This is a genomic window from Halopseudomonas pertucinogena (assembly GCF_014646575.1).
Lineage (GTDB): Bacteria > Pseudomonadota > Gammaproteobacteria > Pseudomonadales > Pseudomonadaceae > Halopseudomonas > Halopseudomonas pertucinogena.
Genome location: NZ_BMNN01000001.1, coordinates 911,660 through 926,494, shown reverse-complemented (window position 1 = coordinate 926,494; position 14,835 = coordinate 911,660). Strand labels below are relative to the sequence as shown.

The 14,835-nt window shown below is 64.2% G+C and carries 12 protein-coding genes; 6 read left to right on the top strand and 6 right to left on the bottom strand.

The genetic code is table 11. From position 1 onward, the window contains the following. Nucleotides 1-12: 12 nt before the first annotated feature. The 6 genes from IEW63_RS04415 to IEW63_RS04390 all read right to left on the bottom strand — a co-directional run bounded on the left by IEW63_RS04415 (nt 13) and on the right by IEW63_RS04390 (nt 5,629). Nucleotides 13-846 carry a DUF4892 domain-containing protein gene (locus IEW63_RS04415; RefSeq protein ID WP_188635342.1) on the bottom strand — a complete coding sequence of 278 codons (834 nt, stop codon included), beginning with the start codon at nt 844-846 and terminating at the stop codon, nt 13-15. 61 nt (nt 847-907) lie between these two features. Beyond that, a complete protein-coding gene (locus IEW63_RS04410) occupies nt 908-1,765 on the bottom strand; it encodes an alpha/beta fold hydrolase (RefSeq protein ID WP_188635341.1) in 858 nt (285 codons plus the stop codon). Between the two features lie 92 nt (nt 1,766-1,857). Further along, nucleotides 1,858-3,522, bottom strand: a complete 1,665-nt coding sequence (locus IEW63_RS04405) for an AMP-binding protein (protein WP_188635340.1) — start codon at nt 3,520-3,522, stop codon at nt 1,858-1,860. A 51-nt stretch (nt 3,523-3,573) separates the two neighbouring features. Continuing rightward, on the bottom strand, nt 3,574-4,047 hold the full coding sequence (gene sixA, locus IEW63_RS04400; protein ID WP_188635339.1) for a phosphohistidine phosphatase SixA: 474 nt from the start codon (nt 4,045-4,047) through the stop codon (nt 3,574-3,576). Continuing rightward, nucleotides 4,044-4,583: a DUF4389 domain-containing protein gene (locus IEW63_RS04395; protein WP_188635338.1), complete on the bottom strand. Its 540-nt coding sequence runs from the start codon at nt 4,581-4,583 to the stop codon at nt 4,044-4,046. The genes sixA and IEW63_RS04395 overlap by 4 nt, the downstream gene beginning before the upstream one ends. Beyond that, nucleotides 4,580-5,629: an NAD(P)H-dependent glycerol-3-phosphate dehydrogenase gene (locus tag IEW63_RS04390; RefSeq protein ID WP_188635337.1), complete on the bottom strand. Its 1,050-nt coding sequence runs from the start codon at nt 5,627-5,629 to the stop codon at nt 4,580-4,582. Before IEW63_RS04390 ends, IEW63_RS04395 begins: the two co-directional genes overlap by 4 nt. Nucleotides 5,630-5,751: 122 nt before the next feature. Between IEW63_RS04390 and IEW63_RS04385 the strand changes: the two genes are divergently transcribed. From IEW63_RS04385 to fabB, 6 genes are all read left to right on the top strand, one after another. Then, complete coding sequence (locus IEW63_RS04385; RefSeq protein WP_188635336.1) at nt 5,752-7,959, top strand: TonB-dependent receptor plug domain-containing protein; 2,208 nt, start codon at nt 5,752-5,754, stop codon at nt 7,957-7,959. 59 nt (nt 7,960-8,018) lie between these two features. Continuing rightward, nucleotides 8,019-8,897 carry a hypothetical protein gene (locus IEW63_RS04380; RefSeq protein ID WP_188635335.1) on the top strand — a complete coding sequence of 293 codons (879 nt, stop codon included), beginning with the start codon at nt 8,019-8,021 and terminating at the stop codon, nt 8,895-8,897. Beyond that, a complete protein-coding gene (locus IEW63_RS04375; RefSeq protein ID WP_188635334.1) occupies nt 8,894-10,810 on the top strand; it encodes an ATP-binding protein in 1,917 nt (638 codons plus the stop codon). Before IEW63_RS04380 ends, IEW63_RS04375 begins: the two co-directional genes overlap by 4 nt. Nucleotides 10,811-10,904: 94 nt before the next feature. Beyond that, entirely contained in the window at nt 10,905-12,473 is a 1,569-nt protein-coding gene (locus tag IEW63_RS04370; RefSeq protein WP_188635333.1) for a class I adenylate-forming enzyme family protein, read from the top strand. Between the two features lie 573 nt (nt 12,474-13,046). Next, a complete protein-coding gene (gene fabA, locus IEW63_RS04365; RefSeq protein ID WP_188635332.1) occupies nt 13,047-13,562 on the top strand; it encodes a 3-hydroxyacyl-[acyl-carrier-protein] dehydratase FabA in 516 nt (171 codons plus the stop codon). Nucleotides 13,563-13,573: 11 nt separating this feature from the next. Further along, nucleotides 13,574-14,791 carry a beta-ketoacyl-ACP synthase I gene (fabB, locus tag IEW63_RS04360; protein ID WP_188635331.1) on the top strand — a complete coding sequence of 406 codons (1,218 nt, stop codon included), beginning with the start codon at nt 13,574-13,576 and terminating at the stop codon, nt 14,789-14,791. Nucleotides 14,792-14,835: the final 44 nt, after the last annotated feature.

Below are 14,835 nucleotides of genomic sequence, written 5' to 3'. Positions count from 1 at the left end.
AAGCACGGGGCATCAGCGCTTTTCCAGGCGGATGCCGTTGTCCGGTTGCGGATCACCGATTTCCAGACGCTGACGATTGATGCCGCGTTCAACCAGCCCCTGAACAAACTCCGGGGCGCCGGCGCCGTCCACCTGGATCCGCAGGCGGTTGTCGGAGCGCAGCATCCGGGCCACCAGGTCCAGCCAGGCAGCGGCCTGCTCGCCGGTCTGTTCGGTCGTCGTCCCGGGCAACAACAACTCTTCCTCGGCACGCAGCATCTTGCCGAGGGTCGCGGCGGTCGGATACAGCACATCGGTCACCGGCTCGGTCGGTGTCAGCTGATCCATATGCAGATAGACCTGCCGGTTGCCCCGGGTAATGGCGTAGAGCGCGATGAAGCGCTGCGGCTCGGTATCCAGCCGCAGTGCCAGATACAACTGGTTGTCCTCGGGGCCATACAGCCGGGAGTTGTTCAGCACCTGGTTGGCCCACAGGCTGCTGCTGCCACACTCGCGCCCTTCGCAGAAGAACAGCGTGGTGTGGGGGTAGGTCTGCAGCTGCTCCATCGCATGGCTCAAGGCCTCCCGCGCGCCATGTCCGGCGGGTATGCGCCATGAGGTGCGGATCAGATCGCCGGCGGTCCTGACCTCGCGCTCGGCGCGTACCTGATTGTTGATACGGCGGATATCACCGATCACCACGCTGTGCTCGGTATTGTCCTGTACCCGCTCCCGGGCCACCTCGGCCCGCGGAAACGGCTCGATCACCCGCTGTTGCGCCAGCACCAGCGGTGCGAACGCCGCCAGCGCCAGGCCCAGTACCGCCGGTCGCACCAGGCGCCGGCGACTCCTCGTAGGCAAATGCATCAAATCTCCTCGAACTGGATCATCCTTCTGCTGCCCAGCCTTGCCCAGCTGACCCACCGGGTCAAGCAAGTGTGCGGAAAAAGCTGTCGATAATTGTTGCAACGTCGGGGGCGGCCTCTTCCAGATGCAGGTGGTGGCCTCCCTCCAGGTGATGGGTCTGGATGTGGGTAAAGCTGTCGATGCGCTCCAGCAGCAGCGCGCGTCTGGCCATTACCCCCTCGCTGGCCAGGATCAGACACGTCGGGGTGGCAATGGCTTCGGCGAAGGCCACGGCATGTGCAGCGGTCAGCCGCAGCGGTGACGGCAGCATCAGCTGCGGGTCGGTACGCCAGGTCCAGCCGCCCTGCTCCGGCATCAGTCCACGCTCGACCAGCGGGGCCGCCGCGCTGCGCGATATTCGCGAGGTTCCGCCGAGAACCCGGGCGCTGATGGCCTTGTCCAGGCTGTCATAGACGGGCCTGCGCTTGCGCCCCAGGGCCCGGCTGGCCTGGAAGAATCGCGCCATCTGCTCGGGGGCGTCGTGCGCTTCGCCGGTGACTGGCAGCAGGCCGTCGATCATGGCGGCGCCGATCACCCGTTGCGGCATGCTCCCTGACAGGATGCAACTGATGATGCCTCCCATGGAATGCCCCAGCAGGGCAAATCGCTCCCAGCCCAGCTCATCGGCCACCTGCAGCACCGTCCACGCCTGCTGCCACAGACTGTAGCCCCCCGCCGGCAGGTGACCCGACAGACCGTGCCCCGGCAGATCCAGCGCCACCAGATGCACGCCCTGCAGACGAGGGCCGATCAGGTCGAAGGAGGCGGCATTGTCCAGCCAGCCATGCAGACCGATGACGGGCAGCCCTCCTGGCTCACCCCAGACCTTCCCTGCCAGCTCGATAGTCGGCAGGGTGAGAGTTATTTCGTGACTTCCCATTGGGTTTCCGGCTGTTGTGATGAATTCAGCGCGACTTTAGGAAAGTCGCCCGCTTGCCGACAAGAGCCCGGGAGCACGTGAATGTCGAACCATCATTCCCATACGACGGTTCGACCGCTGACCAGCCAGTCGCCCAGACGGTCATGATAGCGGGCACAGAGTACCGCCCGGCGCAGCTGACGGGTGGCCGTGGTCAGGTCACTGTCCAGCTGCCAGGGGGCGCTGCTGACAACCAGACAGCCCAGCTGCTCGGGACGCGGCAGCGTGCCGTTGAGCTGATGCAACAGCGCGTCCAGCTCCCGCTCCACCTCGTGGGGCGGGAGCTGCCGCGCAGCATCGGTCAGCGAGATCAGCGCCAGCGGCTGTGGCAGCCCTTCTCCGGCAACGCAGGCATATTCCACCAGAGGATGGGTGAGCAACCCGTGCTCGATCGGCTGCGGTACGATCTGGCAGCCATCGGCACTGACGAACGGGTCAGTCATCCGGCCGCGGAGCCGCAGGTAGCCCTCGTGATCGATCTCGCCCCGGTCGCCGGTCTTCAGGAATCCATCTTCGTCCAGGGCCGCTTCGGTCTTCTGCGGATTCCGGAAATAGCCGAGCATGGTGGCGCGGCTGCGTACCAGAAGCTGTCCCTGATCATCCAGTCGGCACTCGACTCCCGGGTTCGGCAAGCCGCACCAGCCGGGGCGAAAGCGCCCCGGGCGCCCGACATGGGAGTAGCCGCAGTTCTCGGTCAGCCCGTAGATTTCGAACAACCGCACGCCGAGACGGTGGTACCAGGTCATGGTCTCGATGGGCGTGGTGTCACAGCACACCACGGCAAATCGCACCTGATCCAGCCCGGCCTGATCCAGCAGTTTCAGCGCAGCGCGCCTGCCCAGCAGCGGGATACGCAGGGCATGGCTGAGCATCCGTTGTCGCATCTGCAGCAGCACGCCCTGGCGGATCTGGTGCCAGGTCGCCGGCGTACCGAGGAAAAGGGTCGGCCGGGCGCGTCGGATATCCCGGACGAAGGTTTCCCGGCTGTGCGCGAAGTAGACGGTCATCCCCGTCAGCAATGACTGCATCTGGATGAACTGACGTTCGGCAATGTGGGACATCGGCAGCCAGGAGATGACCCTGTCCTGCTCGGTGGTGAGAAACAGCCGTACATAATTGCTTGCGGCAAAGTACATGCTGTCGAAGCTCAGCATGCAACCCCGGGGCAGCCCGGTGGCGCCGCTGGTGTACATGATGCTCGCCAGCCCGGATGGCTGGCGGGCAACCGGTTGCATCAGTGGCTCGCTGTCGCGCAGCAGCTCATCCCACGGCAGGATGCTCTCATCGACGTCTGCCAGCGGCAGCCCTACCCGGGGCAGCTGCGGCGGCAGGCCGGAGCGCAGGGTGTCCCAGTCGTCCAGCTTGCCGACCACAACCAGTCGCGCCTCTGAATGCTCCACCACCTGGCGCAGCGCCGCGGTACTCAGCGTCGGTTGCAGCGGCACCGAGACGTGGCCAGCCATCCAGATGCCGAGATCGGCGATGATCCAGTGGGCGCAGTTCTTCGAGAGTATGGCGATGTGGCTGCCGCCGGGCAGCCCCTGGGCACGCAGCCAGCCAGCAAAACGGCGCGCCTGGTCACCCACCTGGGCCCAGGTCAGCAACTGCTTGCCTGATGCCAGTGGCTGAACCAGATAGACGCTCTCGGGGCGCTCGCGCTCATGGCGGAGAAAGGCCTCGAGGATGGGGAGTACCGCTCCCCCGTTCTGACTCTCCATACTTACCCGTCCCGTATTATTATTTTCGGCCAGAACGTCAGACTGCTTCAGCTACTCATCCCTGTGCTCGGCCGGGCTGGTCAACGCCTGCAGCGCGGCAGTGCCGGCCGCAGGCAGGTCCATGTCCAGACAGGCCAGCCCGGCGGTCGGCATGGGATAATGCCCCTGGCGGTGGCCATCCACCGCCAGACTCAGCAACTGGCCCACCAGCGGCTGGTGGCTGACCAGCAGCACCCGCGCTTCGGAGCGCTCGGCCAGGTGATCCAGCGCCGCCAGTGGGTCGTCGTCGGGTGTGGCCCAGTCCACCGTTACTATCGCACGGCGCATCTGCAGGTGCTCGCGAACCAGCTCAGCGGTCTGCTGGGCCCGAACGTAGGGGCTGGCAAGGATGATATCCAGGGGCTCACCGACCAGGCGTTGAGCCATCAGCCGAACCTCCCGTCGCCCTTCCTCGGTCAGCCGGCGCTGTGCATCGGCGGCGGCCTGGGGCTCGGCCTGACCATGGCGAAGCACCCAGAGCCTCATGGCTTCGGCTCCCCGCCGGTTTCTCCCGGATCCCCTTCGTCCGGCACCGGTTGCACGATCGGCGGTTCGGGCTGGATCTCGTCATCCGTCGTGCGCAGTACCGGTGCGTCCGGCTCCACCATTGGCGGTTCGGATTGCGCGGCCTCCGCCACCGGCGGCACCGGGGCCGCAGCCGCGGTGCCGGTCGGGGTTCCCGCCGCAGCTGGCGCGCCCTGGGGGTCGACGGTGACCGGGCCCTGAGGCGGCCGCGGTTGCCACTCGGCATCCGCCGCAGGCCAGTCGTTGAACGGCCAGGGTTTCTGGTCACTGGCACCGGATACGTAGCGCCCCATCTGCCAGGCGTACTGGGACAGGCTGTTACCCAGCCCCGCCACCTGATCATGGGGCCGACCGGTAAACAGGCGAAACAGTATCTGCACCACCAGAATCACCGCCAGCAGCAGCTCGACCACCTGCCATGCCAGCGCAAACAGCAGGGTATAGAGCAGCCGCAGCCAGAAATCGGGATCGGTGACGTTGTCTCTGAAGGTATTCATTGCGGCTCCTTGTTGGTGACAGTGCAGGACATGAATGCGGAGAACTCGACATCGTGCTTCTGCTCCGCGCTCATCAACCTGCCAATGACCTCCTGCAGCGGCTGCCGTTCAAAAATGAGTGCATGCAGTCCGGCCACCAGTGGCATGTACACGCCTTCTGCCTGGGATTTGCTGTGCAGCACCCGCAGGGTATTGACCCCCTCGGCGACCTGGCCGAGCCGGGCCACGCTTTCCTCAAGAGACAGCCCCTGGCCCAGCGCATGACCGACCTGATAGTTGCGCGACAGCGGCGAGGTGCAGGTGACGATCAGATCACCGACACCGGCGAGTCCCAGAAAGGTCATCGGGTTGGCCCCCAGATGTACGGCAAAGCGGGTCATTTCCGCCAGCGAGCGGGTAATCAGCATGCTGCGGGTATTCTCGCCCACGCCCATGGCTGCCGCCATGCCGGAAATGATCGCGTAGACGTTCTTCAGTGCACCGCCCAGCTCGACACCATAACGATCCCGGCTGGCATATACCCGGAGGCTGGAACACCCGAGTACCGCCTGGACCTGGGCGTTGAGCTGATCATCCTCACTGGCGATGACGGTCGCGGTCAGGGCGCCGGCGGCGATTTCCCGGGCCAGGTTGGGGCCTGACAGCACGGCTACCCGTGCGCCGGGGACCTCCTGTTCGACGATCTGGCTCATCATCAGGAAGCCGGGCTGCTCGATGCCCTTGGTGGTGCTGATCAGCCCCTTGCCGGCAAGCGCGGGAGCCAGTTGCTTGAGCACACTGCGGAAGGCGCCGCTGGGTATGGCCAGAAACACCAGCTCGGCATCGGCCAGCGCGGCCTGCGCATCACTGGTGATGATCAGTCGGGGATCCAGCTGGACGCCCGGCAGATAACGGCTGTTTTCCCGTTTCCCGCGCATGGCGTCAGCCTGCTCTTCGTCCCGCAGCCAGAGCGTGGCGGGGACTCCATTGGTGGCCATCAGGTTGGCCAGCGTGGTACCAAAACTCCCCCCACCCAGAACAGTGACGGAGGCTTTCAGGTCACTCATGCAGATTCCTTGAGACTGTGTAGACAGCCGACAGTATATGTTCGTCAACGATAACAGCGAAGCGATGATGAAAAAACCGGCTCGGATCGTTACCATGCGCACACTGGAAAACGGACGCCCATATGTCAGGAATCTCCCTTCGCTCCTTTGTCGCCGGCTCAGCCCTGTGCATGACGGCCCTCGCTGCCCCGGCCCTGACACTGGCGCCTCCGGAACTGCCCACCGTGCTCAGCGCCACCAGGCTGAAGCAGGCCCCCGCAGAAGTGCCTGGCAGCATGACGGTGCTGGACCGCGAGCTGATCCGCGCCAGTGGTGCCCGCAGCATTCCGGAACTGCTGCGTCCGGTACCCGGCATGCACCTGGGTTATCGACGGGGCAACCAGGCCAACCTCAATTACCATGGCACCAATGTCACCGAAGCCCGGCGCCTTCAGGTACTGGTCGATGGCCGCTCGGTCTACCGCTCGGGTCTGGCCACGGTGGACTGGGCGGAGCTGGCCCTGGCCATCGAAGACATCGACCGCATCGAGGTATTCCGCGGCCCGAATACCGCGGCCTATGGGGCCAACGCGCTGATGGGCGTGATCAACATCGTCACCCGCCTGCCGCTCGACGATCACGGCACCACCCTGTCGTTCACCCGCGGCAACCGGGGCGTTCAGGACTGGTACGCCAGCCACAGCGCCGGTGACCTGACCCATAACTGGCGGCTGAGCCTCTCGCAGCAGCGGGACGATGGTTTCGACCACGACCAGGACGGCCGCGACTACCGTGATGGCCTGCGGACCACCCGCCTGAATCTGCGACATGTCTGGCAACTCACCGACACCCAGAGCCTGGACTGGCAGATCGCCGCCAGCGAAGCGAACCGCCAGAGCCCGTACGAGTTCGGCAACTACTTCAACCATGCCAAGGGCAACTCGCCGCTGGATGAGGCCATCGCCGGTCACAGCTCCAACGCCGACATCAGCGGCCGGGACTTCTCTGCCATGGGGCTGTGGAAGCTGGATATCAGCCCGGACCATCAGATTCAGCTGCAGGCTTACGCGCAGCATGCGGAACGGCTGCGGGACTGGCGCGTATGTGAGTCCCCGGTGGCCTTCTCGGCTGCGCTGCGGGAGCTCAACGGCCTCAGCGAGCTGGCAGCGCGCAGGGTACGCAGTTATCTGGAAGGGGATGGCAGGCAGGATCTGCCGGCCATCGACCGCGCACGGATGGATGCCTACATCGACCGCTACATGCGCAGGGAAGGTCAGGCTTACACGCCCCGACTGAGCGAACTGGCCAACGAGGTGGCCGCGCTGGTCCCGCTGTACCGCGACAACAAGCCGGTGTGCGGCAATGTCAACGAGAACATCCGCGAGAACCGCTACCACATCGAGCTGCAGAACTCGCTGCGCCTGACGTCGCGGCTGCGGCTGCTCAATGGCGTCAGTTATCGCTACGACCGGGTGCACTCGGACACCTGGTTCGGCGGCACCGTGGATAATCAGACCTCGCAGCTGTTCGGTACGCTGGAATATCGCGCACACCCGCGCTGGCTGTTCCAGGCCGGGGGCATGTATGAGTACTCGCAGCTGGTGGGCGACGCCTTTTCTCCCAGGCTGTCGACCCATTTCTTCCTCGCGCCGCTGCACAGCATTCGTCTGGTATACGCCGAAGCCGTGCGCTCGCCGGACATGTACGAAAACAACGCCAACTGGCGCTATGTGTTGCGCGATGTCAGCGGCCCGCTCGATGACCCCCGGATTCATTACGCCTGGGCCCGCGGGCCCGGTGATCTGGACCATGAGCGCATGCGCTCGAGGGAGATCGGTTACCACGGCCACTTTCACCGGACAGGACTGCACCTGGATATCCGCGCGTTCCAGGAGCGCATCACAGGCATGAACAGCCAACCGCTCAAGGTCGGGGACTTCCAGCCCGACAACGCCTCCTCCATCGAGTTCGAAGGCCTGGAAACCGAACTCGACTGGCACATCGGCACAGCGAACCGGATCCGCCTGGCCCATGCCTACATAGACTTTGAAGCCACCAGCAAGTACGACCAGCGGCTGACTGCCCGGCATTCGGGGAGCGCGACCTGGATGCGCGCCTGGCCAGCCGGCATCCGCACCAGCCTCACCTACTTCGGCGCCGACAGCCTCAATGAGCGGCGCTTCGAGCGAGTCGACTCACGGATCGAGAAGGACCTCGCATTCGCGCCCCGGTCACGCCTCAACCTGGCGCTGATCTGGCAATACCGGCTGGATGACGAAGCACTGACCTGGGATGAGAACCGATTTTCAAGCCGCAGCCATTATTACCTCACGGCTGAGTTAAACTTCTGAAGCAGATAGCGGACAGGGAATGTCGCCATGCTCACCATGATTACCCATCGGTTCAGGCCATGAAGCCATTGCGCCTGCTGTCACTGATCCTGACCTGGATGCTCTGCGCCGGCGTCGGAGCGGACTCGCTGCTGGTCGTCAAGCCCCGGGAGACTGAACTCACCCGCGCGTTTGTCGACGCCCTGCAGGACAACTATCCGAAGCGGGACGTGCAGGTAGCGCTGCTGGAACGGGATCCGTATCCCGGAGACGCCGCACTGGTTGTCACCATGGGCCTGGAAGCGTTGGAGTGGCGGCTGCGGCAGAACGCGCCGACACCCACCATCGCGGTATATGTGACGCGGGACCAGATGGCTGAGCAGGACCTGCTTTCCCACATACAGGTGCTGCTCGCCAGCCCCAGGCCGGAGCGCCAGCTTCTGCTGGCGCAATTACTGTTCCCTCGGCTGCAGGATGTCGGCATGCTGTACAGCCCGTCCCAGCGACGGCAGCTGGAGGACTGGCAGCGGGCCGCACGCCAGGCCGGCCTGACCCTGCATCCGGGTGAGGTGACACAGCCCCTGGCGTTGCTGCGCACCCTCAGCGACCTGCTCGACAGGAGCGACGTCCTGCTGGGCATGGACGACCCGGAAATATACAACGCCAGCACCCTGAAGCCCCTGCTGCTCGCCAGCTACAGCCGTAACCGGGTTCTGATAGGCCCTTCCGCACCCTTCATTGCTGCAGGCAGTCTGAGCACCACCTACAGTACACCCCGGGACATGGCAGACAGTGTCTACCTTGTGCAGCAGATGCAGTGGCAGCCGGGTGCAGTCCGCTACCCCCAGCGTTTCTCCGTACTGAGCAATGCGCAGGTGGCCCGCTCGCTCGGGCTGGCGATGCCGGAGGATGAACAACTGCAACAGACGATCCAGACGAGAGAGGGCAACGCGCCATGAATCCGTTCCGACGCGGCAGCATCCATCGCCGGCTGATCCTGATGGCACTGCTCCCCGCGGCTTTGCTCGGCACCCTGCTGATCAGTTATTTCACCCATGTGCGTCTGGAAGCACTTGATCTGGAAATGCAGTCTACCGGCCAGCTGATTGCAGACCAGCTGGCGCCGGCCACCGAGTATGCGGTGATCACCGGCAACCTGTCCTTGCTGCAGGGGCTGATCGCCGGCTCGCTGAACATTCCCCACGTGCACCGCGTCGAGGTGTTCGACAAGGAGGGCCGCTCGCTGGCCATGCTGCAGCGTGAAGGCACCGACCTGTCGCGCCTGCACACCTTCACTGCGGACATCCAGCGTCAACGCGTTCTGCTCAGCTACGACCTTTTCCTTCTCAATACCGAGGCTGATATCGCCGGCCACGCAGCGGTCGGCCAGGTGGAAGTGGGCCTGAGCTATCAGCACTTCATCGAGCGACAGCGGGCCATCCTGCTGCGCAGCCTGATGTTCGGCGTCATCACCCTGCTCGCTGCGCTGCTGCTGTCCACCCGGCTGGCCCGCGTGCTGGCCGGCCCGCTGGTGCGCATGCGCCGTGCCGTCCAGGCGCTGCAGGACGGCCGTCTGGACACCCGCATCAAGGTCACGGAACAGAGTCAGGTCGGCGACCTGATGAACAACATCAACAAGCTGGCCGCCACCCTGCAGCAGGCCGAAGCGCGACAGGCCGAAAGCATGGCTCAGCTGGTCACCGCCCGGGTCCAGGCCGAGCAGGCCAACCGCGCCAAGTCCGACTTCCTGGCCATGATGAGCCACGAGCTGCGCACCCCCATGAACGGCGTGATGGGTATGCTGCAGCTGCTCGAAACCACGGAGCTGAGCGACGAGCAGCGGGAATACATTCAGGTTGCCAGCGAGTCTACCGATCATCTGCTGAAGATCATCAACGACATCCTTGAGCTGTCGCGCATCGAGCACGACGCGCTGGAGCTGGAACACATTCCGTTCAACCTTCACTCATTGCTGCAGCGCACGGCGCACGCCTTCGAATATGCCGCATCGCAGAAAGGTCTGCAGATGATCATTGAACAGCAGGGCGAGCCGGCCACGCCGCAGGTGATGGGCGATCCGACCCGGCTGCGTCAGATCCTGGTCAATCTGCTGGGTAATGCGATCAAGTTCACCGAGCAGGGCAGCATCGGATTGCATGCCACCTGGGGAATCGACCGCGAGGGTGTGCTGCAGCTGCGCTGTGAAATCAGGGACAGTGGCGTCGGCATCGACAGTGCGCAACTGGAGGCCATGTTCGAAGCCTTCCAGCAGGGGGACAGCAGCACCTCCCGCCGCTACGGCGGAACCGGACTCGGGCTGTCGATCGCCCGCATGTTCGCGCACAAGATGGGTGGCTCGCTGCAGGCCAGCAGCGAGCCGGGCAGCGGCTCCAGCTTTGTGCTCAGCCTGCCGCTGGAACTGGCGCCGCCAGACGCGTCGAACAACGGTGCCCCCGCTGCCCCGGATCCCGCTCTGCCGGTGCTTCTGGTGGAGAGCAATCCGGTCAGCCAGATGGTGATGGAAGGCATGCTGCGCAATGCCGGCTACCTGGTCACGGTCGCCCGCAGCGGCGATCAGGCAGCGCAGTGCCTGTCCGATCCGGCGCAGGACTTCTCCATGATACTGCTCGATACCCGGCTGCCGGATATGGATGCATTTCAGCTGCATGCCCGCCACCTCGAGCATTGTCGGCAAACCGGAAGCGCCCCCCTGCCCTGCATCGCGGTCACCGCCAGCGGCACCGATGCGGACAGACTGCGTGCCCGGGAAGCAGGCATGCAGGGCGTACTGTCGCAGCCACTGACCCGCCGGGCCCTGATCCAGACCGTACAGCGCTGGGCCGGGGCGGCAACGCAGCATAAGGCGAATTGATCGGGCACCATTCTGACCGCTCCGCACCATGGATTTGCCTGCCTCATCCTGTGACACTGGCAGCCTGTCCTCACCGTTCGTGGAATATCCATAAATGAGCGTTTCAGTCAGTTATCCGATCACCCTGGAGTCTCCGTTCACCACCCTGCCGACATTGCTGGGCCTGCACGCCACGCACAGGCCAGACCATCCGGCCGTTATTCAGGATGGCCACAGCCTCAGCTACGCGCAGCTGAACCAGCAGGTCGACCGGGCTGCGGCTGCGCTGCAGCGCGACGGCCTGCAGCCCGGCGATGCGGTGGCCATCTGCGCCGCCAACTCGATTCCCTATGTCATCATGTTCCTCGGCGCCCTGCGTGCCGGAATGGTGGTTGCGCCCCTGGCGCCCTCCTCCACGCCAGAGGGCCTGCTGACCATGCTGCGCGACTCCGCAGCCAGGCTGTTCTTCGTCGACGGCGCAGTGGAGCAGGCGCTTGAGCCCGTGGCGGGGAAGATCGATATTCCGTTGCTCAGCCTGGATGACAGTCGTCCGGAGCAAGGCCTCAGCGGATGGCTGGCCGATGCCCGGCCGAGCCCGGTGCAGCTCGAAGCCGATACGCTGTTCAACGTCATCTACTCTTCCGGCACCACCGGCGAGCCCAAGGGCATCGTGCATGACCACCAGATGCGCTGGGCGCACATCCAGCGCGGAATCGCCTTCGGCTATGGTCCGGACAGCGTGACGCTGATGTCCACCCCGCTGTACTCCAATACCACCCTGGTCTCCTTCCTGCCGACCATCGGCCTGGGCGGTACCCTGGTGCTCATGGGCAAATTCGATGCGCAGAAGTATCTCGAGCTGGCCCAGGAATACCGCGCCACCCACACCATGCTGGTACCGGTGCAGTATCAGCGGATCATGGCCCGCGAGGATTTCGACCGTTACGACCTGTCCAGCTTCCAGATGAAGTTCAGCACCAGCGCGCCCTTCCACGGTGAGCTGAAGGCCGACATCCTGGCCCGCTGGCCGGGCGGCCTGGTGGAGTTCTACGGCATGACCGAGGGCGGCGGCTCCTGCATGCTGGTAGCGCACCAGCATCCGCACAAGCTGCACACTGTCGGCCACCCGCTGGATGGCCACGACATGCGGGTAATCGACGAGGACGGCAACGAACTGCCGCGCGGCGAGATCGGCGAAGTGGTCGGTCACTCGGTGGCGATGATGACCGGCTATCTCAACAAGCCGGAGAAGACCGCCGAAGCGGAGTGGTACGACAGCACCGGCAAGCGTTTCATCCGCACCGGCGATGTCGGGCGCTTCGATGAAGACGGCTTCCTTACCCTCATGGACCGGCGCAAGGACATGATCATCAGCGGCGGCTTCAATATCTACCCCAGCGACCTGGAAGCCGTACTGCGCCAGCACCCGGACCTGGACGATGTCACCGTGATCGGCGTGCCATCCACCAGCTGGGGCGAAACGCCGGTCGGCTACGCCGTACTCAAGCCCGCCGCCAGCGTGAGTGCCGAAGAGATACTCCAGTGGTTCAACGCCCAGGTCGGCAAGACCCAACGGCTGAACCGGGTCATCCTCACCGACGAACTGCCACGCAGCGCCATCGGCAAGGTACTCAAGCGTGAACTGCGCGACCGGTTTCAGGAGGAATTCGGGGTGCTGGCCTGAGACCCTGAGTGCATGGTTGTCCGGCCCTTTGTGCTGAGTGCTTGAGTGGCCGTGCTGGCCAGTGCGTTGGTACGCCCCTGCTACGACACGCCGTGAATACATCCATGTAGGCTCGTTGATGACATCCCTGTCATCAAACGGTCGTATCAGGGGCATACCAACGCACTGGCGGAAACGCCGAGTGGCTGAGGGCCTGCTTTCAGCCGCTACGGCGGTTATTGGCGTGCTGGGGTGCAGGGTTGGGCCGACCGTCGGTTGTCATGGATGACAACCGCGAGCTTACATGGACGTACTTGCAGCGTGTCGGCACGGCCCTGCACCCCAGCACGACCTTCCACGGAATCGCAGCAAGGGGGTATACCAACGCAACGGCTTGTACGGAACCAGCAATGGCTGTCGAACCTTTTTTTGTTCTGGACCCGCATCGCGGGTATCCTCAACGCCTTGTCCGGCGGGTGTGACTTTCACCGATACCGGGCAGTCTGAGCTAACGCTGGCGGATTTATCGTTCATCAACCCCCGCCATGCCGATACAATAGCGCCCCACCGAACGGGGAAGAGCAGGAGCCTCTAATGTCAAAACAGAATGCGTATAGCCGGGAAGAACTGCTGCAATGCAGTCGTGGCGAGTTGTTCGGCCCCGGTAACGCACAGTTGCCGGCCCCCAACATGCTGATGATCGACCGGATCACTCATATCAGCGAGACAGGCGGTCGCTTCGGCAAGGGCGAAATCGTCGCCGAACTGGATATCCATCCTGATCTGTGGTTCTTCGGCTGTCATTTTGAAGGTGACCCGGTAATGCCGGGCTGTCTGGGCCTCGACGCCATGTGGCAGCTGGTCGGTTTCCACCTTGGCTGGCTGGGCTATGAAGGCCGCGGCCGCGCCCTGGGCTCCGGCGAGGTGAAATTCTTCGGTCAGGTATTGCCCACTGCAAAGAAGGTCACCTATACCATCCATATCAAACGCACCATCAATCGCGCCCTGACACTGGGCATTGCCGACGGCAGCATGGCGGTTGACGGCCGCGAGATCTACACCGCTGAAGGTCTGCGCGTGGGTCTGTTCACTTCCACTGATAGTTTCTGAGGATCATCACTATGCGTCGCGTCGTGATTACCGGTATGGGCATCGTGTCCTGCCTCGGCCAGGACCTGGAAAGCGTTGCTGCCAGTCTGAAGGAAGGCAAGTCCGGCATTACCCATAACCCCGAGTACGCGGAGATGGGCCTTCGCAGCCATGTCTCCGGTAGCGTGAAGATTGACCTGGATGCGGCCATCGACCGCAAGGTCAAGCGCTTCATGGGGGATGCCGCCGCCTTTGCCTATCTGTCCATGCAACAGGCCATCGCCGACGCCGGCCTGAGCGAGGAGCAGGTCAGCAACGTCCGCACCGGCCTGATTGCCGGCAGTGGCGGCGCGTCCACCCTGAACCAGATGGAGTCCGTGGACATCCTGCGCGAGAAGGGCGTGAAGAAGATCGGGCCCTACCGCGTGCCGCGCACCATGGGCAGCACCGTATCCGCCTGTCTGGCCACCCCGTTCAAGATCAAGGGCATCAACTACTCGATCTCCTCCGCCTGCGCCACCAGTGCCCACTGCATCGGTAACGCCATGGAGCAGATCCAGCTGGGCAAGCAGGACGTGGTATTTGCCGGTGGTGGTGAAGAGGAGCACTGGAGCCAGTCCATGCTGTTCGACGCCATGGGCGCGCTGTCCACCCAGTACAACGACACCCCGGAAAAGGCCTCCCGTGCCTACGACGCCAAGCGTGACGGCTTCGTCATCGCCGGAGGCGGCGGCATGGTGGTGGTCGAGGAACTGGAGCACGCGCTGGCTCGTGGAGCGAAGATCTACGCTGAAGTGGTGGGCTACGGCGCCACCTCCGACGGCTACGACATGGTCGCCCCCAGCGGTGAAGGCGCGGTACGCTGCATGCAGCAGGCCATGGCCACCGTCGACGGGACCATCGACTACCTCAACACCCACGGCACTTCCACCCCGGTGGGCGACGTGGCCGAGCTCAAGGCCATCCGTGAAGTGTTCGGCGACAAGGCACCGAAGATCAGCTCGACCAAGAGCCTGTCGGGCCACTCGCTGGGCGCCGCCGGTGTGCAGGAAGCCATCTACTGCCTGCTGATGATGCGCGACAACTTCCTGGCCGCCTCGGCCAACATCGAGGAGCTGGACGAGAACGCAGCGGATCTGCCGATCCTGCGCGAGCGTCTGGATCAGGCGGTTGACCTGATCATGTCCAACAGCTTCGGTTTTGGTGGCACCAATGCCACGCTGGTAATGAAGCGCTGGACCGGGGTCTGATCCTTCCCCTCTCCCCCGGTCACCCGCTCTCCCGCAAGGGGAGA

Bases quoted from the DNA above. Each gene is read 5' to 3' on its own strand.
- sixA (WP_188635339.1), bottom strand. From the start codon at position 4,047: ATGAGGCTCTGGGTGCTTCGCCATGGTCAGGCCGAGCCCCAGGCCGCC.
- IEW63_RS04375 (WP_188635334.1), top strand. From the start codon at position 8,894: ATGAATCCGTTCCGACGCGGCAGCATCCATCGCCGGCTGATCCTGATG.
- IEW63_RS04415 (WP_188635342.1), bottom strand. From the start codon at position 846: ATGCATTTGCCTACGAGGAGTCGCCGGCGCCTGGTGCGACCGGCGGTA.
- IEW63_RS04370 (WP_188635333.1), top strand. From the start codon at position 10,905: ATGAGCGTTTCAGTCAGTTATCCGATCACCCTGGAGTCTCCGTTCACC.
- fabA (WP_188635332.1), top strand. From the start codon at position 13,047: ATGTCAAAACAGAATGCGTATAGCCGGGAAGAACTGCTGCAATGCAGT.
- IEW63_RS04395 (WP_188635338.1), bottom strand. From the start codon at position 4,583: ATGAATACCTTCAGAGACAACGTCACCGATCCCGATTTCTGGCTGCGG.
- IEW63_RS04385 (WP_188635336.1), top strand. From the start codon at position 5,752: ATGTCAGGAATCTCCCTTCGCTCCTTTGTCGCCGGCTCAGCCCTGTGC.
- IEW63_RS04405 (WP_188635340.1), bottom strand. From the start codon at position 3,522: ATGGAGAGTCAGAACGGGGGAGCGGTACTCCCCATCCTCGAGGCCTTT.
- IEW63_RS04380 (WP_188635335.1), top strand. From the start codon at position 8,019: ATGAAGCCATTGCGCCTGCTGTCACTGATCCTGACCTGGATGCTCTGC.
- IEW63_RS04410 (WP_188635341.1), bottom strand. From the start codon at position 1,765: ATGGGAAGTCACGAAATAACTCTCACCCTGCCGACTATCGAGCTGGCA.
- fabB (WP_188635331.1), top strand. From the start codon at position 13,574: ATGCGTCGCGTCGTGATTACCGGTATGGGCATCGTGTCCTGCCTCGGC.
- IEW63_RS04390 (WP_188635337.1), bottom strand. From the start codon at position 5,629: ATGAGTGACCTGAAAGCCTCCGTCACTGTTCTGGGTGGGGGGAGTTTT.